The organism is Paenibacillus sp. FSL K6-1217, assembly GCF_045040735.1.
GTDB lineage: Bacteria > Bacillota > Bacilli > Paenibacillales > Paenibacillaceae > Paenibacillus_AQ.
The window spans coordinates 7,015,698-7,038,988 of sequence record NZ_CP150271.1; the positions used below are offsets into that span (position 1 = coordinate 7,015,698).

General features: G+C 57.3%; 16 protein-coding genes and 1 tRNA gene. 14 read left to right on the forward strand and 3 right to left on the reverse strand.

What is annotated here, in order from left to right; genetic code table 11:
- Positions 1-220: 220 nt before the first annotated feature.
- From MHH28_RS30820 to MHH28_RS30860, 9 genes are all read left to right on the forward strand, one after another.
- Positions 221-1,192, forward strand: coding sequence for an ABC transporter permease (locus MHH28_RS30820; RefSeq protein WP_405109178.1), 972 nt, complete (start codon positions 221-223; stop codon positions 1,190-1,192).
- A gap of 16 nt (positions 1,193-1,208) precedes the next feature.
- Positions 1,209-2,093 (forward strand): carbohydrate ABC transporter permease, encoded by an 885-nt coding sequence (locus MHH28_RS30825; protein ID WP_405109180.1) that lies wholly within the window; start codon positions 1,209-1,211, stop codon positions 2,091-2,093.
- A gap of 36 nt (positions 2,094-2,129) precedes the next feature.
- Positions 2,130-3,737, forward strand: a complete 1,608-nt coding sequence (locus MHH28_RS30830) for an extracellular solute-binding protein (protein ID WP_405117339.1) — start codon at positions 2,130-2,132, stop codon at positions 3,735-3,737.
- A gap of 90 nt (positions 3,738-3,827) precedes the next feature.
- On the forward strand, positions 3,828-6,185 hold the full coding sequence (locus tag MHH28_RS30835) for an AraC family transcriptional regulator (protein ID WP_405117341.1): 2,358 nt from the start codon (positions 3,828-3,830) through the stop codon (positions 6,183-6,185).
- 128 nt (positions 6,186-6,313) lie between these two features.
- Positions 6,314-9,154, forward strand: coding sequence for a hypothetical protein (locus MHH28_RS30840; RefSeq protein WP_405109183.1), 2,841 nt, complete (start codon positions 6,314-6,316; stop codon positions 9,152-9,154).
- A complete protein-coding gene (locus MHH28_RS30845) occupies positions 9,151-9,846 on the forward strand; it encodes a DUF1961 family protein (protein ID WP_405109185.1) in 696 nt (231 codons plus the stop codon). The genes MHH28_RS30840 and MHH28_RS30845 overlap by 4 nt, the downstream gene beginning before the upstream one ends.
- Positions 9,847-9,849: 3 nt before the next feature.
- Positions 9,850-9,996, forward strand: a complete 147-nt coding sequence (locus MHH28_RS30850) for a hypothetical protein (protein ID WP_405109188.1) — start codon at positions 9,850-9,852, stop codon at positions 9,994-9,996.
- Positions 9,997-10,114: 118 nt separating this feature from the next.
- A complete protein-coding gene (locus tag MHH28_RS30855; RefSeq protein ID WP_405117342.1) occupies positions 10,115-11,311 on the forward strand; it encodes a hypothetical protein in 1,197 nt (398 codons plus the stop codon).
- A complete protein-coding gene (locus MHH28_RS30860; RefSeq protein ID WP_405109191.1) occupies positions 11,308-13,968 on the forward strand; it encodes a glycoside hydrolase family 105 protein in 2,661 nt (886 codons plus the stop codon). Before MHH28_RS30855 ends, MHH28_RS30860 begins: the two co-directional genes overlap by 4 nt.
- Before the next feature lie 272 nt (positions 13,969-14,240).
- Here MHH28_RS30860 and MHH28_RS30865 read toward each other — a convergent pair whose 3' ends face one another.
- Positions 14,241-14,420, reverse strand: coding sequence for a hypothetical protein (locus MHH28_RS30865; RefSeq protein ID WP_405109194.1), 180 nt, complete (start codon positions 14,418-14,420; stop codon positions 14,241-14,243).
- A 196-nt stretch (positions 14,421-14,616) separates the two neighbouring features.
- Here MHH28_RS30865 and MHH28_RS30870 point away from each other — a divergent pair, with 196 nt between their 5' ends.
- Together MHH28_RS30870 and MHH28_RS30875 are read left to right on the forward strand one after the other, a co-directional pair.
- Positions 14,617-16,008 (forward strand): MATE family efflux transporter, encoded by a 1,392-nt coding sequence (locus MHH28_RS30870; RefSeq protein WP_405109197.1) that lies wholly within the window; start codon positions 14,617-14,619, stop codon positions 16,006-16,008.
- 545 nt (positions 16,009-16,553) lie between these two features.
- On the forward strand, positions 16,554-20,525 hold the full coding sequence (locus MHH28_RS30875) for an endo-1,4-beta-xylanase (protein WP_405109200.1): 3,972 nt from the start codon (positions 16,554-16,556) through the stop codon (positions 20,523-20,525).
- 101 nt (positions 20,526-20,626) lie between these two features.
- Here the strand turns inward: MHH28_RS30875 and MHH28_RS30880 are convergent, their stop codons facing one another.
- Complete coding sequence (locus tag MHH28_RS30880; protein WP_405109203.1) at positions 20,627-21,220, reverse strand: TetR/AcrR family transcriptional regulator; 594 nt, start codon at positions 21,218-21,220, stop codon at positions 20,627-20,629.
- 116 nt (positions 21,221-21,336) lie between these two features.
- Between MHH28_RS30880 and MHH28_RS30885 the strand changes: the two genes are divergently transcribed.
- The 3 genes from MHH28_RS30885 to MHH28_RS30895 are packed head-to-tail and all read left to right on the forward strand — an operon-like array spanning position 21,337 to position 23,086.
- Positions 21,337-22,755, forward strand: coding sequence for an MDR family MFS transporter (locus MHH28_RS30885; protein ID WP_405109206.1), 1,419 nt, complete (start codon positions 21,337-21,339; stop codon positions 22,753-22,755).
- Between the two features lie 32 nt (positions 22,756-22,787).
- The gene (locus tag MHH28_RS30890; protein ID WP_405109208.1) at positions 22,788-22,949 is read left to right on the forward strand and encodes a hypothetical protein; all 162 of its coding nucleotides are present in this window, start codon (positions 22,788-22,790) and stop codon (positions 22,947-22,949) included.
- A gap of 11 nt (positions 22,950-22,960) precedes the next feature.
- Positions 22,961-23,086: a hypothetical protein gene (locus MHH28_RS30895; RefSeq protein ID WP_405109210.1), complete on the forward strand. Its 126-nt coding sequence runs from the start codon at positions 22,961-22,963 to the stop codon at positions 23,084-23,086.
- Positions 23,087-23,168: 82 nt separating this feature from the next.
- Here the strand turns inward: MHH28_RS30895 and MHH28_RS30900 are convergent.
- Positions 23,169-23,245 (reverse strand) — tRNA-Pro (locus tag MHH28_RS30900).
- Positions 23,246-23,291: the final 46 nt, after the last annotated feature.

Sequence of the window (23,291 nt, forward strand, 5' to 3'; positions counted from 1 at the left end):
ATTATCATTTCAATCTATATAGTGTCCTCCCCCTACAATCAATAGTAAACTTTTGCCGGTTTTGGACTTTATTGCGGAAGCGGCGCTGAAGCCATACACAGCGCTGTCCAAAAAGTCCGATTGCCGGAAAAACACCCGCCAACCATAATAGAAAGCGCAGCCACGGTAATGTAGTGAAGTGTAGTAGCGAGGCTGCTTATCCATACGGAGGTGAATGTACATGAAGCAAGGAGCGGCATTGGGGGCAGCAGAGGTAAGCGCGGGTACAAGCTTCCGCCGCAGCAGGCGGGAGCAGCGCTTCAGACGTCTGAAGCGGGACAAATGGCTCTACATTCTGCTCAGCCCCGGACTCCTGTATTTCCTGCTGTTCAAATATGTGCCGATGTGGGGAGTGCTGCTCGCCTTCAAGGATTATCAGCCTTTTCTGGGCTTCTGGAAGAGCAGCTGGGTCGGCTTGGAGCATTTCCGCACGTTTTTTCAGAATCCTGATTTCTTCATGCTGCTGCGCAATACGCTGGTGCTGTCGCTGTATAATCTGGTGTTCTTTTTCCCGGCACCGATTATCCTGGCGCTGCTGCTCAATGAGATCCGGCTGTCCTTCTACAAAAGGACGGTTCAGACGCTGATCTATGTTCCCCACTTCATCTCTATGGTCATCGTCGCCAGTATCTCCTACGTGTTCCTTACGACACAGGGCGGCGCGGTCAACGAATTCCTCTACGCGGCCACCGGGCGCAAAATTGATTTTCTCGCCAATCCAGACTGGTTCCGTCCGATGATTATTCTGCAGACCATCTGGAAGGAATGCGGCTGGGGGACGATTATTTTCCTCGCTGCCCTGGCCGGTGTCGATGTGGAGCAATATGAAGCAGCCGTGGTGGACGGGGCCAGCCGCTGGCGCCAGACCTGGCATATTACGCTGCCTGCGATCCGCAGCACGATTGTCATTCTGCTGATTCTGCGGATGGGCACGATTCTGGATAACGGCTTCGAGCAGATCTATCTGATGATGAACGCGCTGAACCGCGAGGTGGCCGAGGTGTTCGATACCTATGTGTATGCGCTGGGGATCACCCAGGGGGCGTTCAGCTACAGCACCGCAGTCGGCTTGTTCAAATCGGTGATCGGGGTCGTGCTGGTGCTTGGCACCAACTGGCTCGCCAAGAAGTCGGGCGAATCAGGACTATATTGAAAAGGAGGCCAATTGTGTGGCTAAACGTTACCGCAGCGCCGGAGAGATCACCTTTGACGTCTTCAATTATGCAGTGCTGGGAGTGATCGGCATCGCGGCCATCCTGCCGTTCCTGTTTGTCGTCGCCGGTTCCTTCGCAACCGAGGCTGAAATTACGAAACGCGCGGTTTTCCTGGTTCCGACGACCATCTCGCTGGACGCCTACCGGTTCATTTTCTCCACGGATACCATTGTCCGCAGCATCGGGGTCTCGCTGTATGTGACGGTGATCGGGACGGCGGTTAATTTGTTCTTCACGGTCACCATGGCCTATCCGATGGCGAAGCGGTACCTGATGGGCCGCAATCTGATCCTCAATCTGGTGATCTTCACCATGCTGTTCGGGGGCGGGATGATTCCCACCTATCTGGTGATCCGTGAGTTACACCTGCTGGATACGCTGAATGCCTTAATTCTTCCGGGGGCGATCAGCGCCTTCAATCTGATTATCGTGAAGAACTTCTTCCAGGAGCTTCCGGCCGAGATGGAGGAGGCGGCCCGTATCGACGGCTGTACGGAGCTGGGGCTACTGTGGAGGATCGTGCTGCCGCTCTCGAAGCCGGTGCTGGCGACGTTCACCCTCTTTTATGCGGTCGGACACTGGAACAACTTCTTCTCGGCGCTGCTCTACATCAACGATCCGTCCAAATGGCCGCTGCAGGTGATGCTGCGCCAGATCGTCATGCTGTCCCAGTCGGCAGCGGGGGATCTCAGCTCGATGGACCCGAATTTCGTGCAGCCGCCGGAGCAGTCGATCAAAATGGCCGTCATCGTGGTCGGCACCCTGCCGATTATGTGCGTGTATCCGTTTCTGCAGAAGCATTTTGCCAAAGGGGTGATGCTGGGTTCAGTCAAAGGGTAACCGGTTAGTCAACATATAAAGGGAGGCCAAGTGATGATGAAGATGAAGCGGAGCCAAGGTTCACGGTCTGGGAAAAAAGGGTTGTTCACGCTGCTGGCTATGGTTATGATTCTAAGTGTATTGTCCGGCTGCGGCGGGAATGGAGAGAATGCGGGTGCGGGACAGAAGGAGCCTGCTGCTGACAGCGGGAAGGCGGACGATAGTGCTAAGGCCGGGAAGCCGCTTGCGCTGACACTGATGCTGCCGATTTTCAAAACCAATTATCCGAAGGACGGCAGTCCGGTCGCCGCCAAGCTGGAGGAGCTGACGAATACCAAAATCCACTTCGAATGGGTGCCGAATGCATCCTATGCCGACAAATTCAATATTACACTGGCTTCCGGCAAGCTGCCTGATATTATGTATGTAGGTGATGTGAAGGCGTCCAGCTTCGTCAATGCGGCAAGATCCGGCGCTTTCTGGGAAGTGGGACCGTATCTCAAGGATTATCCGAATCTCAGCGGGGCGAAGGAAGTGATTCTGAACAACTCGGCCATCGACGGCAAGAATTACGGAATCTACAGAGGGCGGGCGCTGGGACGCAATGGCGTGGTCTTCCGCAAGGACTGGATGGAGAAGCTCGGGCTTGAGAGCCCGCAGACCGTGGATGATTTCTATTCGATGCTAAAAGCGTTCAAGGAGCAGGACCCGGACGGCAACGGCCAGGCGGATACTTACGGCATGGTGCTGGTCAAGTGGACCGGCCAGTGGGCCAGCGGCTTCGATACGATGAAGCTGTGGTTCGGATCTCCGAACAAGTGGGGCGTGCAGGAGGGCAAGCTCGTGCCTGAGCATGAATACCCGGGATATTTGGAAGCGCTTAAATTCATGAAAAAGCTCTATGACGAGCAGCTGATTAACGCTGACTTCGCGGTGATGGACAGCTCCAAATGGAATGATCCGGTCGTCAACAACAAGGCCGGCGTCATAGTCGATGTGGTCGATAATGCGGCCCGGCTGGACGACAAGATTCATGCTGCTCTACAAAAGGAAGGCAAAGACGAGCCTGACCGCCATTATATGGATGTCATCGGCGGTGTGAAAGGCGCGGACGGCGCGCTGCATACCCTCCCGACCTCCGGCTTCTCCGGCATGCTGGCGATTCCGAAGTCTTCGGTCAAAACCGAGGAGGAACTGAAGCAAGTGCTGGCCTTCCTGGACCGGCTGAATGATGAGGATCTGCAGACGATGCTGAACTATGGGATTGAAGGCGCGCATTACAAGCTGGTAGACGGATATATCGAACGCTCCAGCGATACCGTTCTGCTGGAATCGGAAGTGGAAGGCCTGAACCAGATGCTGCCGTTCATTCCTGAGGACAAGGCGAAGCAGGTGAAGCAGACGCCGCTGCGGCTGAAGCAGACCGAGGTACAGAAGACGAATGAAGCGACGATTGTGACCAATCCGGCCGAAGCGCTGATCTCGTCAGTCTACACGCAAAAGGGCTCGCAGCTGGACAATGTAATCAACGATGCACGCATCAAATTCATTGTCGGCCAGATGGATGAGGCCGGTTTGAAGTCCGCCTTTGAGGTATGGCGGAAGACCGGCGGAGATGAGCTGGTGAAGGAAATGAATGAATTGTACGCTTCAGCGGGCAAGTAAAGTCCGGTCCTGCTCCAGTCTCCGGCCGGTCTGTGTCCGCTGCGGCTGCATAGCTGCAACTCTAAACTAAGGATTCGGCTGGTGAAACCAATGGAGAATGAAGCGGCAGGAGCACGGAACAGGTATACGCGAGGCCGGGCGGGGCGCAAGGGCCGTTATTACCGCAGTAATCTCATTATTGTGCTGACCGTCTCGTCCATTCCGGGGCTGATTATCGGGCTGCTGGTGTATTTCATGGCCGGGGGGAGTCTGGAGAAGGAGCTGCTCCGGATGCATAACCGGCAGATTGAGCAGCGGGCGGACAACATTAATGATCAATTGTCCAATCTGGAGCTGATGCTGGCCCACTGGGCATTCGATCCGAAGTTCGATTACGGGCTGAACCATATGGATTTCATCCGCAATCATGAACGGGCCTGGGATATCACGAAGACGCTGGTAGTCATGCAGGGTTCGAACTCCATGGTACGGCAGGTCGAGCTGTATCTGGCCGGCAAGCAGCCGGTGCGCTTCGGCACGGAGTACGGGACGCTGTCTGCGGAGGAGGAAGCGCTGTACGGGAAGCTGCTGAAGCAGGAGCGGAGCACGTACTGGGCAGAATGGGCTTTTGATCCGGAGAAGCCGGAGCTGAAGGAGCTGACCCTGGTGCATCACATTCCCGGCGGCAGCCGGGAGCCCTTCGGGGCGCTGCTGCTGCGGATGGATACGGAGAAGGTATCCGCGATGCTGCGGACCATGACCCCGTATAACACCGGGGAGGTCTTCATGCAGCAGAAGTCCGGCGGCCTGTTCATCTCGGGGGGCGGGATGGATGCGCCCACGCCGCTGGTTACGGCGCTCCAGGCAGCTATTACAGCCAGAGGCAGCCAGGCCAGCGGATCATTTCTGTACGACTGGGACGGGGTTACTTATGCGGTGACCTATGGTGATTTCTCGCGGATTGCCAGCGAGTGGCGGTATGTGTCGGCTTCGCCGATCTCCAGCGTAACCTCTCCGGTGGTCCGGCTGTCCCGGATCATTATCCTGGTCAGCTTGTCCGCCTTGCTGCTGGCGGCGGTCCTCTCCTGGATTGCTTCCCGGCGGATCTATTCGCCGGTCCGCCGCCTGCTCCAGACACTGCTCCCCGAGCATGCGGTCTCCGGGGACCGGGTAGATGAAATGACGCTGATCGAGCGGCACTGGCAGAACCTGCACGGGCAGCGTCACGCCCTCCAGTACACACTCTCGGAGCAGCTTCCGCACGTGCAGCAGAGCTTCCTGCACCAGCTGTTCCAGGGGGTTCTGTATGCCTATTCCGAACAGGATCTGCAGAGCCGGATGAAGCAGTATAAGTGGGACGTGGAGAACTGTACGTTCGTGGTGCTGTACATCCAGCTGACCGGCATCTCCAGCCTGGAGGCCAAATTCCGCAGCGGTGACGAGAGTCTGGTGTCATTCGCGGCCGTGAATATTACCTTAGAGCTTGCCCGGGAGCATTTCGGGCGGGCGGAGACCGTCAATCTGCATGACCTTACCTCCGGTATCCTGCTGATCGAGCCGGGCAGCGGCCCGGGCCCTGATCGTGTCGGCGCCTTCGGTGAAGAGCTGGCGGCTACCCTGAGCCGGATGCTCAAGCTTCAAGCTACAGTAGCGTACAGTGCAAGGATCGAGAGCATCTCCGCCATTCCGCGGGCGTTCGAGGCGGCGAAGCAGGCGGCCAGCCACCGGAGATATGGGGGCGGGAACCAGATCATCAGCCTGGAGCAGCTGGAGCGGGAGGGGCAGGGCACACCATTGCCGCAGTATTCGTTCGCACTTGAGCGCGGGCTGATTCAGGCGCTGCGGACCGGAGAAGCGGACGAAGCGGACCGGCTGCTGGAGGAATTCCTGGAGACGCTCTCCGCAGGCGGCGCGAAGGTAATTGACGTACAGCAGGGGATGCTGCATCTGCTCGGCGCGATCCTTCATGCGGTGCTGGAGGCCGGGATGTCCCCGGGCCAGCTGTTCGGCGGCAGGAATCTGTATGCCAGCCTCTCGCAGATCCATGAGCCGGGTCTGATCCTCTCCTGGTTCCGCACGCAGGTGACCGCCCCCTTCCTGAAGGAGCTCTGCGAGCGCTCCGACGCCGGGATAAGGCGGACGATTGATCAGGCGATGCTGTACATTCAGCAGCATTATATGGACAATATCTCGCTGGACAGCTGTGCGGATCATACAGGCACCAGCCCTTTTCTGCTCAGCAAGTCGTTCAAGCGGGTCACCGGGCAGAATTTCATCGATTATGTAACGGAACTCCGGCTCGCCAAGGCGAAGGAGCTGCTGCGTGACACGGATCTGAAGATGAACGATGTCGCCTTGCAGGTCGGCTATCAGCAGAGCTATTTCAACCGGATATTCAAAAAACAGGAGGACATCACTCCGACACGCTACCGTGAACTGAGCCGGCAGGAGGGGAATAAGGAGAACTGAACCCGCTGAGCGGGAACCGGCTCCAGAATGCCAGCGGCTCACTTCCGTGATTCCGGCACCCGCAGGCCTCTTGCTCCGGGAACGGTTCATTCGTCCGGGTGATGTCCCCCATAAGGAGATGACAGACAATGACCGCAATGTCCTCGGCCCTGCCGGTCCAGCTACGGTGGATGAAGCCGCCTGCTGCGGCTGCGGGGGTGACCTGGGGTGTCCCCTGGTCCAAGGGAGATCTGAAGCGCGGAGAACTGGCCGCGCTATGTCTTAAAGGGGCGGCAGAAGATTTCAGTCTGCCGCTGCAGAGCCGCCCGGCTGCGTATTGGCCGGACGGCAGCATCAAATGGTCTCTGCATTCTGCCGTATGCCCTGAAGGGAGTACGGCAGGATATACGCTGGAACGCTCCGCCGGGCTTAGCGTGGTGCCCGCAGCCTTCGAGATATCCGTGGAGGAGATGGAGGAGGCGTATATTGTCGATACAGGCAGCATCTTGTGCACCGTAGTCAAGCACGGCCCGGGCGTAATCTCCCGCATCATCCGCCGGGACACGGCGGATGCCGGGGGACCGGACGGCAATCGTAGATATTCTGGAGCTGCGGAGGCGGTTGAAGGTGCAGGGGCGGGTATGAATGCTGGCGTGAATGTTAGCACGGCGGTGGGTGAGCGTGCAGGTGCTGATGTGAATACAGGTGTGAGTGCGGGTACGCTTGTGTGCAGCGGAAGCGAACTGGTCTGTCTCCGCGAGCAGCGGGATATCCTCAGCGGAGAGCTGACGCTGCGGCAGGAGCGGTTCACCGGGGTGACGCTGAAGTCCAGCCTGGAAGAGCGGGGCCCGGTACGGGCTGTAATCCGGCTGGACGGCCGGCACAGAAGTACGAGGGGAGCCAGGGAATGGCTTCCTTATACTTTGCGGCTCTATTTCTATGCGGGGCTTGCGTCGATCCGGCTGGTGCATACCTTTCATTATGACGGCAACCCGCAGCAGGATTTCATCAAGGGGCTGGGCCTCCTGTTCAAGGTGCCGCTTAGCGGTCCACTGTACAACCGCCATGTCCGTCTGGCGGGCAGTGAAGGACTGTTCCGCGAATCCCCCAAGACGCTCCAGACCCGCAGAACCAAGGGTAAATATGCCGGTATGTTCGCCGGGCAGCTTGAGGGGCAGAGCCAGCACTTTGATCCGGTGAAGGATGCCTATTTCACCAGCCTGCTCCAGGATTCGGCGGTATGGGATGATTTCCGGCTGGTGCAGGATTCGTCTGAGCATTACACCGTTCATAAGCGGACCGGGCCGGACTGCACCTGGATTAAGGGAGCTGAAGGCCGGAGGGCCGGAGGGCTGGGCTATGTCGGCTGTGACGGCGGTGGCCTGGCTGCCGGAGTGAAGGATTTCTGGCAGAAGCACCCGTCCGGGCTGGAGATCAGCGGGACCTCCGGCGCAGAAGCAGCGTTAACGGTCTGGTTCTGGACGCCGGAGGCTCCGGCGATGGACCTGCGCCATTACGATACGAAGACGCATGTCGAGTCCTCCTATGAAGGCGCGGAGGAGCTGCGGGCCACCCCTTACGGCATCGCCAATACGAATGAGCTGACCTTGTGGTGTACCGCGCGGACACCGGATTCTGCGCAGCTTCAGCAGATGCAGCAGCAAGCGGATGAACCGCCGCTGCTGGTCTGTAAGCCGGAGTATTACCACCGCAGCCGGGCGTTTGGCCTCTGGAGCCTGCCGGACCGGAGCACCCCGGCCAAGGCGTACCTGGAGGAACGGCTGGAGGGGATCATCGGCTTTTACCAGAAGGAGATTGAACAGCGGAAGTGGTACGGCCTATGGGATTACGGCGACTTCATGCACAGCTATGATCCGGTCCGCCATGTCTGGAATTATGATCTGGGCGGCTGTGCCTGGCAGAATGCCGAGCTGGTGCCGAATATGTGGCTGTGGGTGAGCTTCCTGCGGACCGGACGCGCGGATATTTACCGCATGGCCGAAGCCATGACCCGGCATACCAGCGAGGTGGATGTGTATCATTTCGGGGAATATGCGGGCCTTGGCTCCCGGCATAATGTCGTGCACTGGGGCTGCGGCTGCAAGGAGGCGCGGATTGCCATGGCCGGACTGCACCGCTACTACTATTATCTGACCGGCGAGGAGCGGACCGGCGACATCATGGACAGTGTGAAGGACGCGGATTATTCCACGGTGACGCTGGACCCGATGCGGGCTTATTTTCCGAAGGATGAATTCAAGACGCATGTGCGGGTAGGACCGGACTGGGCCGCATTCAGCTCCAATTGGATGACCCGCTGGGAACGCTATGAGGATACAGCCTACCGCGACAAAATCCTAACAGGCATCGGCTGCATCAAAGCAGCCAATCTGCGGCTGATCTCCGGTCCAACCTATGGTTACGACCCCGTAACGGGAATTCTCAGTCCCATGGGCGACGATAACTGGGGCCGGCATCTGGCGATCTGCATGGGCGGGCCGCAGGTATGGTTCGAGCTGGCGATGATGCTGGAGGACCCGGAGTGGGAGGGGATGCTCGCCGAGTTCGGCGTCTTTTACAACCTGCCCCAGGAGGAGAAGGATGTGATTACCGGAGGAGCAATCAGTGGCAAGCTGCGGTTCGAGCACCCGGTGCTCAGTGTGGCTATTGCCGCCTATGGCGCATGGGTCAAGGATGACCGGGCTACGGCGGAACGTTGCTGGAGCATCCTGCTTGAGAATCCGTTCGGCAGTATCAATCTGCAGGCGGAGCAGAAGCAGGTGACTTCTATGGAAGCGCTGGATGAAGTGGATTGGATGAATACAAACGAAGCTTCGCAGTGGTCGCTGAATACGATCATTGCACTGGAGCTGATTGCCGAGTCTCTGCCTGCACGGGAGGCAGGAACGGGTGGGGGAGCTGGTGCAAAAGCTGGAGTCAATGTAAGGGACGGCGCCGGTGACGTTACCGGAAAGGAGGCGGCCCGATGACAGAGCAGCAGGCTAATGCAGGCATTCCTGAGGGCTGGCGGGAGATCTACCGCAATACGCTGGAAGGTCCCGCGCAGGTGGAGGGCTTCCGTATGGAGGGCGAGGGTGCAGTTACTTTTCCGCAAGGACGGCTAAGGCTGGAGAGCACGCGGGGGGCTGAGGAAGGACAGAAGGCGAACGTGGTTCTCTGGTGCCCTGAGGTTTTTCCGGCGGAGGTTGCCCTTTCCTGGAGGTTCCGCCCGCTGCGGGAGCCGGGGCTGGCGATTCTGTTCTTCGCGGCTGCCGGTGCCGGGGGCAAGGATCTGTTTGATCCGTCCCTGCCGGTCCGCACGGGCGAATATGACCAGTACCATCACGGTGAGATGGATGCTTATCATATTTCGTATTTTCGCCGGATGTGGCAGGAGGAGCGGGCTTTTCACACCTGTAATCTGCGCAAAAGCTACGGCTTCCACCTTGTCGCCCAAGGAGCTGATCCGCTCCCGGATACCGCTGATATGACGGAGGCCTACCGGATGCTGCTGGTGAAGCGGGGGTCTGATGTGACGTTTGCTGTCGGCGGGTTGCCGGTGCTGCACTGGGTGGATGACGGCTCTTCCTTCGGTCCGCTGCTGGGCGGAGGCCGGATCGGCTTCCGGCAAATGGCGCCGCTGATTGCAGAATACAGCGATCTGATCGTCTATGCTCCCTGAAGCTTGGGCGCGTTGCATTACATGAAGGCCTGCCGGGGACTGATGTTCTCGGCGGCAAGGAATTGGGTCTGCAATCCGGGAGCGGCTGCTGTCTGGCTGGAGGTTGACGGTACAGTCGTCGAGGTGCCCGGGGACAGACTGTGGATTTAGCCTGATGACAGAACAGGGATAGAGTGAAGGAGGAAGGATTGTGAAGCATACGGATCATACTCAAACGCTGCACCGGCTGGCCGGACTGGATATCTCCGCCGCCGGTCCAAGATGTAAAATGCTGCTCGGTGACCTGGACGGGGACGGCCGGGCTGAACTGCTGCTGGTGCAGCCGGATAACCGCCAGGATGTCCGTTATATTCCGCATCAGGTGCAGTGCCTGACAGCCTACAATCTGGACGGCCGCCTGCTGTGGCAGACGGGGAAGCCGGATTCGGGCGCGGGCAGCCAAGGCTCGGATTACCCGGCCCAGATCTTCGATATTGACGGTGACGGCGCTCTGGAGGTGCTGTGTGTAATGAAGGACCAGCTGCATATTCTGGAAGGGGCGACCGGCAAGGTAAAAGCGGTTCATCCGCTGCCGGCGAAGGAGGCTCATGACTGCATCATTATTGCTAATCTGTCAGGCGGCGACCGGCCTTCTGACATTATTCTCAAAGACCGCTACCATCAGCTGTGGGCGCTGGATCGGGACTTCCGGCTGCTCTGGACCCATCAGGGTAATGTGGGGCATTATCCCTGGGTGTTCGATCTGGACGGCGACGGGCGCGATGAGGTCATGGCCGGATATGACCTGCTGGACGCTGAGGGCAAGCGGCTATGGAGCTGCAAGGATCTGGACGATCACGCCGATTGCCTGTGGGTCGGCGATGTGAACGGAGACGGGGTACCGGAGCTGGTCATCGGCGGCAGTGTGACGGTGATGTACGACCGTAACGGACGCGAGCTATGGCGTTACGAAGGCTCTGTCGAGTCGCAGCATCTGGCACTCGGGCGATTCCGGCCCGACCTGCCCGGTCTACAGATTGCGGGCCTTGACCGTCTGGTCCGTGAGGATGACGGCAAGGGCCTGCGGGGCAAGGATGCCATGTTCCTGCTGGACCAATCAGGCCGGGAGTTATGGAAGGAAGAACGCACCACTGACGGCTGGCTGACCATCGTCGAAGCCGTCAGCCGGTTCTGGCCGGGTGCACCGGATTATATCCTGGCGTACCGCCGGGGGGAGGCTGTGCTTCCCGCACTGTATGACGGCCATATGAATATCGTTGCCGAATTCGCTGAGCAGGGCTACGCCGTGCACGGGGATCTGCTGGGCAGCGGAACCGAGCAGGTCATTATTTATACGGATGAGCTGGCCGCCGTCTATGCCGGTGAGCCGCTCCCGCTGCTGGCGGTTCATCCCGGGCAGCCGCTGCCCCAGCCCAAACGTCTGTACAGCTCCACCCTGTACCCCGGCGGTGAGGTGGTATTGTGAGGGGCGGCGGGGACGAGAAGGCGGTGTTGAGTGCCGAGGAAGGGCATGCCGCGAAGGGTGCTGCTGTGCAGGATGGTGTCTTGAGAGCGGGGTCTGTGAAGGGTGCTGCTGTGCAGGATGGTGTCTTGAGAGGGGGAGCTGTGAAGGGTGAGGTTGCGCAGGATGGTGTCTTGAGAGGGGAGTCTCTGAAGGGTGAGGTTGCGCAGAATTGTGCCTTGGGAGCAGGGTCGGTGGAGAGTGATGCTGCGCAGGCCAATGTTCCCGCCTATTTTGATCCGCGTCATTCCATCGTCCGTACCGCTGGAGATCATACAGAATCCATGCTGGCGGTTATAGCGAACCGCTATATTGGTGCGAACCCGCCGCAGCCTCCGGTCTACCGGGTGCATCTGGAGCACAGCTTTCCGCGGCTGGCGGATTGCCGGTATGAGATGAACCTGAAGGAGCGGCTGCCTGAGCTGCAAGACGGGGAATTTGTCTATGTCTGGGGGAAGCTGTGGAGCGATGCAGACAGCGAAGTACCGCTCGCTCTCAGCTGCTTCGGTCCGGTGACAGTCTATGTCAACGGGGTTGCCGTGTTCGCGTCCAATCTGAACGATGATGTGTTCCCGGACCGCAAGGCGTTCTTTCGTACCGGACTGAGGCCGGGCTGGAACCAGTTCCTGCTGGAATGCACCGCCGTCGGGACCGGCTGCGGCGGGATCTTCGGCACCGGCAGCGTGAAGGGAGCGCCGCTGCATTTCCTGGCCCCGACAGCCGAGCGCAGCGGCTGTGAGGGCTGGATCTACAGCGCGCCGCAGCAGAGCAGATGGACGCTGCTGCCGGAAGGCGGCGCTCCAGAGGGAGAGGCTGCGGCGCACCGCGTGGAGCCTTCGCAGCGCGGAAGTGTCCGCTGCGGCGAAGCCGCAGAGGCCGCCGAAGCTTCGCTGGCGGCCCGCTGTGTCTGGTATCCGGCGGCCGGGTGGCCGGATGACAAGGAAGCGGGCGGGAACCTCGCGCGTGTGCTCGGCGCGGTTCCCGGCGCGAAGGCGCTGGCCTGGAGCCGGCTGGCGGTGACGGCCCCCGGCGGAGCGGACGCCCGGCTGACTCTCCGCAGCCGGGATGTCCCGGCACTCCGGATCTATGTGGATGGCAGGCTTGCCGCCATCCAGCCCGAAGGGAATGCCGGGCTTGCGTGTGTGCTGCCGCTTGGCTTCGGCAGCCATGACCTGCTGGTCGAGGCCGTCTGCGGCGGTTCCGGCTGGGGCTTCGAGCTGGAAGCGGCTGCGGCTGGAAACGCAGAAGAGGCAGAGGTGAAGGTACAGGTGGAGACGGAGTCTGGCCGGGGGATTGCGGAAGCTTTACCACACTCCTATCCGCAGGGAAGCGTGAATAAGGGAGCTTGTGCCAGTGGAATCCGCAGCACAGTGAAGCTGGTGAGTCCTTATCCGGTGGACGGACAGAGCGGGCCATGGCTGTACCTGGGCCCTTTTCTGCAATCGGCAGTACCGCAGCCTATGGAGGCGGCTTCTATGGATAGTCCCTTCGGTGAAGGGGCGGAGGAATGCTTTTGGCGGGTGGACCGCCCGGGTGGAGTCGTCAGGCCGTATCTGGAGAGTGCGCTGTATGGACGCTGGAATTATCCGCTGGGTGTAACCCTCTATGGTCTGCTGCGTACCGGTCATACTCTGGGCGATCCCCACTATTCCGCTTATATCAGGGGTCATATCGGGCAGTGTACCCGGCTTCATGCGTATGCGCTATGGGACCGCAGCCGCTACGGTGCTCCGGGTATTAACCAGCAGCTGGCGCTCATGGACTCTCTGGATGATTGCGGCTCCTTCGGAGCGACGATGCTGGCCGCCCATGCCGAACAGCCGCTGCGCGGAGCGCCCGAAACAGCGGCGTATATCGCCCGCTACATTCATGAGACGCAGTCCCGTGATGAGGAGGGGGCGCTCTACCGTACACGGGGCACCACCGACTTCATGCAGGGAACGATGTGGTGCGATGATTTGTATATGAGCACTCCGTTCCTGAGCCGGTATTATCTGCTGACAGGAGATGCCGCTTATCTGGATGATGCGGTGTCACAATTCCGGCATTACCGTAACCGCCTGTTCCAGCCGGAGCTGGGCATTATGCATCATGTGTACGACTACAAATTCGGCAAGCCGAACGGTGTAGCCTGGGGCAGAGGCAACGGCTGGGTCCTGTTCTCGCTGACTGAGCTGCTGGAGGTACTGCCGGAGCAGCATCCGCAACGGGTAGAACTGCTGGATTATTACCGGCTGCTGTGCGAAGGGTATATACGGCTGCAGGATACCGCTGGATTATGGCATCAGGTCCTGACCGATCCCGGATCATATGCGGAGGCATCCTGTTCTTCGATGTTTGTGTATGCTTTTGCACGGGGTGTGCGCAGAGGCTGGCTGCCCGCACCTTATTCATATGCTGATGCAGCGCTGCGCGGCTGGACGGCGCTGGCCGAATACTGCATCGACTATCAAGGGAACGTCTACGGTGTCTGCCGGGGATCAGGCTATTCGTTCAACCCGCTATACTACAAGGAGCAGCTCACCTGGCAGCTCAACGATACTCACGGAATCGGCATTGTGCTGCTGGCCGGTATTGAAGCGCTTGAGCTCAGGCGGGAGCTGGAGGCGCAGCACATATAAGGGTAGCAGGCCAAATTTAAAGGGATAAATCCCATTGGTGCAGCTGAAAGGGATGATGAGCGGAAATGAAAGGGATAAATCCCTCCGAGCCTTCAGAAGGAGGAGCACAAGTGCACTTGAATTCGTCAAAAGCAGGCCTGGAGCGTAAATGAGGAGCATTAGTGCACCTGAAGTTGCCATAGCCACACAAAACCCCGCAGGAGAAAATTTTCTTCCTGCGGGGTTTTTGCGCGGTGTGCCTTACGGGTATGTAGCACAGACAAGCTGCGCGGTTAATCTTTGTCGATCAGCTCCAGCTTTTCCAGAATCTTAAGGGTGGTCATGGCAGACAGGTGCAACGCCAATTGAATGCTGGCTTTGCTGTTTCCATGCTGCTCCAGGGCGTTTTGGTTCTCGGACAGGACTTCTTCTGTAACCTGCTGGATCAGACTTTTGACGATCTCGTTATTCATAATGGGCTCCTCCTTCCGAAAGTAAATGCTCTCATTCTATATTTCGGCCGGACCCAGGATTTTACTTAGGGAGCAAGGAATGTTATCCGCTAAGATGAAAGAAATCCACACTTAACACAGACTTGGAGCGGAATCTGTAGTAGACTGGAAGGACTGTATTGTATGCCTGCAATTATTCTACAGAAAAGAATGTGATATGTTTATGCAGCTTCAAGCTCGTCAACCGGCCAAGAAATGGCTGGAAAAATATCTGTCCGGAGACAGCATGGATTACCGGCAAATTATTGCTTTGTTTCTCCCTATTCTCATTGATCAGGCTTTCATTATCGGGCTGAATCTGGTCAATACTGCGATGATCAGCTCGTCGGGGATGGCGGCGGTCAGTGCGGTGAATATGGTGGATTCACTGAATATTTTCTTGATCAATGTATTTGTGGCGATTGCGACCGGGGGGACCGTAGTGGTTGCACAATATAAAGGAAGCGGGAACGACCGCATGGTCTCCCAGGCTACGGCGGGCTCGGTAACCTCCGTCTCGCTGCTTGCGGTGGGAATTGGCCTGCTGCTGATGTCCTTCCATACGCCGATTCTGAATCTGTTGTTCGGGACGGCTTCCGCCGATGTGCTGGACAATGCCCGGGTCTATATGATTGGCAGCAGCATTTCTTATCTGGGGATTGCCGTGGTTCAGGCTGTATGCGGTGCGCTGCGGGGTGTGGGCCGGACGCGGGCTTCGCTGATGCTGTCGCTGATTATGAACCTGCTGTACGTGCTCCTTAACGTCGTCTTTATTAACCTGCTGGACATGGGTGTGCTGGGCATGACACTTGCGGTCAATATTGCGCGTTATACGGGGATGGTCTGTGCTTTGGTCTACCTGTTTAAAGTCGATACGGTGCTGCGTGTGCAGTTCCGCGACCTGCTCCATGTTCCGCTTACGATGCTGCGCAAAATCATGTTCATCGGCGTACCCTTCGCCGCGGAGCAGATGTTCTTCAACGGCGGCAAGCTGCTGACGCAGATCTTCATTGTCAGTCTGGGCACGTATGCCATTGCCACCAATGCGATTGCCGGGTCGCTGGCGATGGTTTTTCAGATTCCGGCCAGTGCGCTGTCGCTGACGATTGTGACCGTGGTCGGCCAGTGTATCGGACGGGGGGATGTCGCGGATGCCCGGAAGTTCATCAAGTCCTTCCTGTGGATTGGTTCTGCTTCGTACGCTCTGGTGGCTTTGATCCTGATGCCGCTGTTCCATCCGCTGGTGTCTATCTTTTCTCCGCCTGCGGAGATTATCGATGATCTGTTCGTGGTGCTGCTGGTCAATGCGATTGCCCAGATTCCGCTGTGGGCCTTCAGCTTCATTCTGCCATCTGCCCTGCGGGCAGCGGGAGATTCCCGCTTCACCTCCATTGCCTCAATGCTGACCATGTGGCTGTTCCGGGTTATTTTCGGCTATATTCTCGGGATTGTACTGGGTTACGGGGTGCTAGGGGTATGGCTGGCGATGAACTGCGAGTGGGCGGTCCGCGGAGCTGTATTCCTGTGGCGCTTCCGGGGCAAGAAGTGGTATGCGCACAAGCTGATTTAGATCCTGCCGGTAAGAAGACTCCTGATTCAGGGGTCTTCTTTGTTTTTTCTTCTGGTGTGAAAAACCGAATACAATGGGTGCTGCTGCGCCGAGTGAAGGTCCCATGCTACACAGCCAGTAACATTTGTAGAGGAATCCTGCAAGAAGTGCAACAATACAGCTCCATAGAAGCGGTCTATGCTGATATCCTGCACCAAATGCAACAAATCCAGCGCTGACTTGCTCAAAATACTGAAATTTGTGCAAATAATGCAACATTGTTCCACAGCCAGTAACATTTATAAAGAAATCCTGCAAGATGTGCAACAATGTGCTCCATACAAGCGGCCGGTGGGAGAACATCAACTTCCTTTACCCGTTAGGGTGATCTTGTTCAGCCTATTCAAGCCGGAATCATCTATAAAAAGCACGGTACAACCTTTAATTTCGGGTAAGACGCCCTTGGGTCCGTATGCTACGATTTGGGTGGTGAAGGGGGAGGCTTCCACATTAGCTGTAAGCGCTTAACTCATTGAAACCCAAATTCATACAGAGGAGTGCAATGCATGAAGAGAATAATCAAGAAAGTCTCTCTGGTGCTGCTGGCAGCCCTTGTGCTTCTTCCGGCAGGCGGGGGTCTTCCGGCTGCTCAAGCAGCCGAGGCTAAGACCACTATGGTGTATCATGAAACGTTTGCGAATGGGACAGGCAAGGCAGTCCAGTCGGGCGGTGCTAAGCTGGAGGCGGTTACGGGGGTTCCTTTTACAGGAAATTCCGACGGGGCAGCGCTCTATGTTAGCAGCCGTGGAAACAGTTGGGATGCCGCCGATTTCAACCTCTCGGATATGGGGATGAAGAAGGGCAGCACCTATACCGTAACAGCCGTGGTCTATGTGGATGGCAGCGTAACTGTGCCGGAAGGCGCACAGGCAGTGATGCTGACACTGGATGGTTACGGCAATTTCGCCGGTGGCGATTATCATGCGGGCCAAGCCGTGACCTTGACCAAGACCTTCACGGTGGACGCGGAGGAGAAGCTGCGCATCCAGTCAGACGATAAGGGAGCCACAGTTCCGTTCTACCTTGGTGACCTTCTGATTACGACAGAGGATACCACAGGCGGCGGGGAAGATCCTGTGCGGGAACCGGCTTTGCCGTTCAGTAAGATTAATTTTGAAGATCAGCAAGAGGGCGGCTTCACCGGCAGAGCCGGAACCGAGACACTGACCGTAACGAATGAAGCGAATCATACGGAGGGCGGTTCGTATTCCCTGAAGGTCGAGGGTAGAACGGCTACCTGGCACGGTCCTTCCCTGCGTGTGGAGAAATACGTGGACAAGGGCAGCGAATATACCCTGTCTGCCTGGGTGAAGCTGATTGATCCGGCCAGCGCGCAGCTTCAGCTCTCGACGCAGGTGGGCAATGATACAGGAGCAAGTTATGTGGCACTGTCCCCCAAGACGATCAGCACCGCTGACGGCTGGGTGAAATATGAGGGCAGCTACCGCTATAACAGCGTGGGCGGCGAATATCTGACCCTGTACATTGAAAGTTCCAATAATGCAACCGCTTCCTTCTATATCGATGATATTAATTTCGAGCATACAGGTACGGCACCAGTGGATATTCAGAGGGATCTGATTCCGCTAAAAACGGCCTATCAGAACGACTTCCTGATCGGCAACGCGCTATCTGCCGAGGATCTGGAAGGTGTGCGGCTGGACCTGCTGAAAATGCATCACAATGTTGCTACCGCAGGCAATGCCATGAAGCCGGATGCGCTTCAGCCAACCAAGGGCAATTTCACTTTTACCGCGGCAGATGCGATGGTAAATAAGGTACTTGCCGAAGGCATGAAGATGCACGGGCATGTGCTGGTATGGTATCAGCAGTCGCCCGACTGGATGAATTTGACCACAGATGCAGCTGGCAAAAGCGTTCCCCTGGGGCGTGACGAAGCACTCGCTAACTTGAGAGCCCACATCAAGGGAGTCATGGAGCATTTCGGAGACCGGGTGATCTCCTGGGATGTCGTCAACGAGGCGATGAATGATAACCCGTCCAATCCTTCCAATTGGCAAGCGGCGCTGCGTAAAGCTCCGTGGTATGACGCTATCGGCCCGGACTATCTGGAGCAGGCGTTCCTGGCGGCCAGAGAGGTGCTGGACCAGCATCCAGAGTGGGATATCAAGCTGTATTACAATGATTACAATGATGATAACCAGAACAAAGCCCAGGCCATTTACAGCATGGTCAAGGAACTGAATGACAAGTATGCGCTGACTCATCCCGGCAAGCAGCTGATTGACGGCGTAGGAATGCAGGCGCATTACAATATCAATACGAATCCCGATAACGTGAAGCTGTCCCTGGAGAAATTTATTTCGCTTGGTGTAGAAGTTAGCATTACTGAGCTGGATATCCAGGCTGGCAGCCAGAATAAGCAGACAGAGAAGGAACGGATTGCCCAGGGCTATCTGTATGCCAAATTAATGGATATTTATAAGGCCCATGCCGACCATATCGCGCGGGTAACCTTCTGGGGCATGGATGACCACACAAGCTGGAGAGCAGAGTCAAGCCCGTTGCTGTTCGATAAGAATTTGCAAGCAAAGGAAGCCTACTATGCGGTTATCGATCCGGCCAAGTTCATGGCTGAGCATGAGCCGAATACTGCGGAAGCCAACGTGTCAGAGGCGGTCTACGGCACGCCGGTTATTGACGGAACAGCGGATGGAATCTGGGCCTCTGCGCCCGAGATGGCTGTGAACCGTTATCAGATGGCCTGGCAGGGCGCAAGCGGAACCACGCGTACCCTGTGGGATGACCATAATCTATATGTACTGGTCCAGGTCAGTGATGCCCAGCTGGACAAGAGTAATGTGAATGCATGGGAGCAGGACTCTGTCGAGATTTTCCTGGATGAGAATTTCGGCCGCACGACCTTCTACGAGAGCGATGACGGACAATACCGGGTTAATTATGACAATGAAGCCTCCTTCAGTCCGGCAGACATTGCTGCAGGCTTCGAGTCGGCAACCAAGGTCACCGGAACTAACTATACCCTTGAAATGAAGATTCCGTTCAAAAAAATCACGCCGGCCGGCGGCACTAAGGTCGGCTTCGACACTCAGATCAACGATGCCAAGAACGGCGTCCGGCAAAGTGTGGCCGCCTGGAATGATACCACCGGCAACGGCTATCAGGACACCTCCGTCTTCGGCGTGCTGACGCTTAAGGCCAAAGACGGCGGCGAGCCGTCAACGGAGCCGACGCCAACACCGAAACCGGAAACAACGCCGGAACCAACAGCGACACCGGCACCAGTATCCGGCGGTACCAGCTATAGCAGCAGCACACCTGCGCCTAAGCCTGCACAGTTTGATGTCAAGGATGGTGTTGTGACAATCAGACCTGTAGTGAAGACCGAAGGCACAGAGGCGAAGGCCATTGTTACGGTTGAGCTGTGGCAGCAAGCCCTGAAGCAGGCGGTTCCGGCAGCAGACGGGCGGAAGCAGCTCATCATTGACCTGCCGGACCAGACCGGCGTAGCTTCCTATGAAGCCCAGTTGCCGCTTCAAGGCCTGAAGACTCAGGAGAAGTACCTGCTAGTTCTCCGGAGCGGCCTTGCTACGCTGTCCATTCCAAGTGAGCAGCTCGCAGGAATTACGACAACTGCTGAATATGTCAGCATCCGGGCTGGAGTAGCCGGGGGGCTGAATGCGGCTGCCCTCCAGCAGACCGGCAGCCGTCCGGTGGTGGAGCTGAGTCTGCTCGCAGGCGGGCAGAAGTTAGCCTGGTCTGGCACCGGCGCGATGACCGTCTCAATTCCTTACAAAGCGTCAGCGGAAGAGCAGGGCGAACTTGACTCCCTTCTGGTCCGTTCGCTCACCGGCACAGGCGCGTTGTCCGCTGTCGTGAATAGCCGTTATGTCGCGACGCAGGAAGCTCTGATGTTCCGGACACCGGAATTCGGCACCTTTGCCGTTGCCTATGCTCCGCTGGCCCTCACAGATATCGGGAACGTGTCCTGGGCTAAGCAGGCAGCCTCTGCCATGGCTGCCCGCAGTATCATCCCGGATGGGAACAGCCTGCTTGCTGCGGATCCTGTGAACAGGGCAGACTTCACGGCCTCCCTTGTGAAGGTGCTGGAGCTTAAGGCTGCCGCTGAAGCAGGTGCAGGCTTCAGCGATGTCCAGAGCAACGCTGCCTATAGCAAGGAGCTTGCGGCCGCGAAGCAGCTCGGAATCGTTACTGGCTACGCAGATAACACCTTCAAGCCAGCGGGCCTCCTCACCCGCCAGGAGATGATGGTGATTGCGGCCCGGGCCCTGAAGGCAGCCGGAATCATGGCTGAGGGTAGCGGATCGGCAGAGTCCTACTCCGATGCCAGCCTAATCTCCGCCTATGCCAAGGACAGCGTGTCCGCACTGCTGAAGTACGGCCTAGTGAACGGCAAGAACGGCAAGCTTGCACCGGGCGACACGCTCACCCGCGCAGAAGCAGCAGTCATTCTGTACCGGATCTGGAAGCTGTAAAAGTTACTTCTATAAGAGAGAGCAAAGCAACAGCCAGCCGCCGGGCAGATTTCCGGTGGCTGGCTGTTTATGGTTGCGGTTGGATGGCCGGGAATGAAGGGTTACCGCTTCAACACCAGCGGCAGGTACACCTCGTCCACAATATTGGCGATCGTTTCCTCCGACATGGGTACGTTATACAGCATCAGCTCATGGCGGGCCAGATCGGACGGCAATGTGAGCATGCGTGGGGTAACGGCTTCGGCAGACACTTCTCCCCGCTCAACAGCCCGCTCTAGCAGAATCGACATGGTTCTGTTTTGACGTCCATGGGGGAAAATATACGAGGCAAGCGGCATATCGCCCATTTCCGCCACAAGCCCGTAAAAAGCGTTCAATATCGCTTGAATATTATTGTGGTTCATGGCCCGGAGCACCCCGCATACATCGTCCCGCAAATTCCCGTGGTCGGGCACCTCCTCCAGCGGCAGGGGCACACGTTCCCGGATGGCAGCAAGCACAAGCTCAGCACGATTGGCCCACCGGCGGTAGAGTACGGCTTTGCTTGTTCCCGCCCGCTCGGCCACACTTTCCATCGTCAGATTGGAATACCCCTGCTCTGTCAACTCTTCCCGCACGGCTTGGAGAATGGCGGCTTCCAGTTCCTTGCCCCGGCGTCTGTTTTTCAACTTATCCTGTTCTTGAGAAGTGGACATATCGGTCTTGCCCTCCTTGGGAGAATTTCGTTGCGTTTCTTATGAGGATAGTATATCATAGGCTCAAATAAGAAACTTAAAGTTTCTTATTTAGCGACCAAAGGGAGGTAATCAACTTGCAAAAGCAGGCTAAACCAGCACCTGAACCAGTGGAACAGCAGGCAGCAGCTAAGCATTTGATGTGGATTCTGATGCTTGGTATTTTGGCCCCGATATTCGATACGACGATCACCAATGTGGCGATTGATACGCTGGTCCGGGAATTTAACACCTCGGTGTCGACTATTCAGTGGGTGATGACCGGATATCTGCTGTCACTTGCGATGGTCATTCCGATAAGCGGTTGGGCGGTGGAGCGGTTTGGGGGAAGGAGGATGTGGCTGTTTTCGCTGGGCATGTTTTTGCTCGGCTCTGTGCTGTGCAGCATGGCGTGGAACGTGGAGAGCCTGATACTGTTCCGTACCCTTCAGGGGATCGGCGGGGGCTTGCTGATGCCCATTATGCAGACCTTGGCCGTACGTGCCTACGGAGGTCAGAATATGGGTAAAAAAATGGCGACCATCGCTCTGCCAGCGCTGCTTGGGCCCATTCTGGGACCGGTGCTGGGAGGAATAATCGTCAATCATTTGAGCTGGAGATGGATATTCTTTGTCAATATCCCGCTTTGCGTGGCTGCCATAATTGTTGCCTGGAGAGGGCTTCCTAAGGAAGAGCACAGTGCCCGGATGCTACGGCTGGATGTGCCTGGACTGCTGTTGATGTCTCCGGCTATCGTGCTTATCCTGTACGGCCTTGGAGAAGTCAGCTCCCACCATGGTTTCGGTCATGCGGCAGTGCTTGTTCCCGTTCTGGCGGGGGTCTTACTTCTGACCCTGTTTGTAATTCACGCCCGGCGCAAAGGAAACGAAGCCTTGATCGATGTCATGCTATTCCGGGTACGTTCCTTAACTGTATCCTCTACACTACTGTTTCTGTCCGGATTGACCACCTACGGGGCGATGCTGCTGCTGCCGCTGTATCTCCAGCAGGTCCGCGGTGAATCGGTGCTGATCTCCGGCCTGCTGCTCGTTCCCCAAGGCATCGGGATGCTGCTGACGAGGTCGCTGGCCGGCAAATTGACGGATCAGATCGGATCAAGACCGGTAGTTCTTGCTGGTACGGTCCTTACTATCCTTGGCACTTGGCCGCTGACGCAGCTTGGCGGAGATACGAGTTATTATTTTCTGAGTGCGGTTCTTATCGTGAGGGGGGCCGGATTAGGGGCGGTTTTTCTGCCGGTTATGGCTTCTGCCTATATTGGCCTGTCCTCGAAGCAAATCCCGCACGCCAGCAGCACCACCCGTATTATGCAGCAGATTGGCGGCGCCTTCGGCGTATCGGTTATCGCAATTATTTTACAAAATGAGCTGAATTCCGTCCTGACTCCTGATCCGTCCGCAGCAGCCGTTGCCTTCGATCATACCTTTATGTGGACGATTGCCTTCTCGACTCTAGCGTTAATTCCGGCGGCGTTCCTGCCTAGAATACGAAGATAGCGCAGCTAGCAGGATCATTGCTTTTTGTGATATTGGGGATCTGGTTGCTAAAAATATCCGGGGAGGTTACGACCGTTCTTGCCATCCTTCTGCGGACGCTGGGGATTGGCCTGGCGGCCATCGTCTATCTTATCATGCTGCTGCGCCGCTCCCCGCTGACCCCAAAGCCTACCAGTCCCGGCAACGCGGACTAGAGCGGTGGCTGATGGCCATCAACCCCCATCTCGCCGGCACACCTGTAAACATTACGGGCCAGTCCATGCAATTGCCGCTGGAGCGTATCTATGAGGAGATGGAGCTGAGAAGACGGCTGTGGGCGGGGCGGGGGTAGTCGTCTGATCAGAATAGGTGTTTTGACACGCCAAAAAATCGCGGCTCCAAAGCCGCGAATCTTAATTAGATCATGTTAGATATGGTCGAGACGACAGGATTCGAACCTGCGGCCTCTTACTCCCGAAGCAAGCGCTCTACCAAGCTGAGCTACGTCTCGACGCTATGAATAATTAAATTATACGCCTGTCTGTAAGCGCTGTAAA

Bases quoted from the DNA above. Each gene is read 5' to 3' on its own strand.
- MHH28_RS30820 (WP_405109178.1), top strand. From the start codon at position 221: ATGAAGCAAGGAGCGGCATTGGGGGCAGCAGAGGTAAGCGCGGGTACA.
- MHH28_RS30830 (WP_405117339.1), top strand. From the start codon at position 2,130: ATGAAGATGAAGCGGAGCCAAGGTTCACGGTCTGGGAAAAAAGGGTTG.
- MHH28_RS30835 (WP_405117341.1), top strand. From the start codon at position 3,828: ATGGAGAATGAAGCGGCAGGAGCACGGAACAGGTATACGCGAGGCCGG.
- MHH28_RS30840 (WP_405109183.1), top strand. From the start codon at position 6,314: ATGACCGCAATGTCCTCGGCCCTGCCGGTCCAGCTACGGTGGATGAAG.
- MHH28_RS30845 (WP_405109185.1), top strand. From the start codon at position 9,151: ATGACAGAGCAGCAGGCTAATGCAGGCATTCCTGAGGGCTGGCGGGAG.
- MHH28_RS30855 (WP_405117342.1), top strand. From the start codon at position 10,115: ATGCTGCTCGGTGACCTGGACGGGGACGGCCGGGCTGAACTGCTGCTG.
- MHH28_RS30865 (WP_405109194.1), bottom strand. From the start codon at position 14,420: ATGAATAACGAGATCGTCAAAAGTCTGATCCAGCAGGTTACAGAAGAA.
- MHH28_RS30870 (WP_405109197.1), top strand. From the start codon at position 14,617: ATGTTTATGCAGCTTCAAGCTCGTCAACCGGCCAAGAAATGGCTGGAA.
- MHH28_RS30875 (WP_405109200.1), top strand. From the start codon at position 16,554: ATGAAGAGAATAATCAAGAAAGTCTCTCTGGTGCTGCTGGCAGCCCTT.
- MHH28_RS30880 (WP_405109203.1), bottom strand. From the start codon at position 21,220: ATGTCCACTTCTCAAGAACAGGATAAGTTGAAAAACAGACGCCGGGGC.
- MHH28_RS30895 (WP_405109210.1), top strand. From the start codon at position 22,961: ATGGCCATCAACCCCCATCTCGCCGGCACACCTGTAAACATTACGGGC.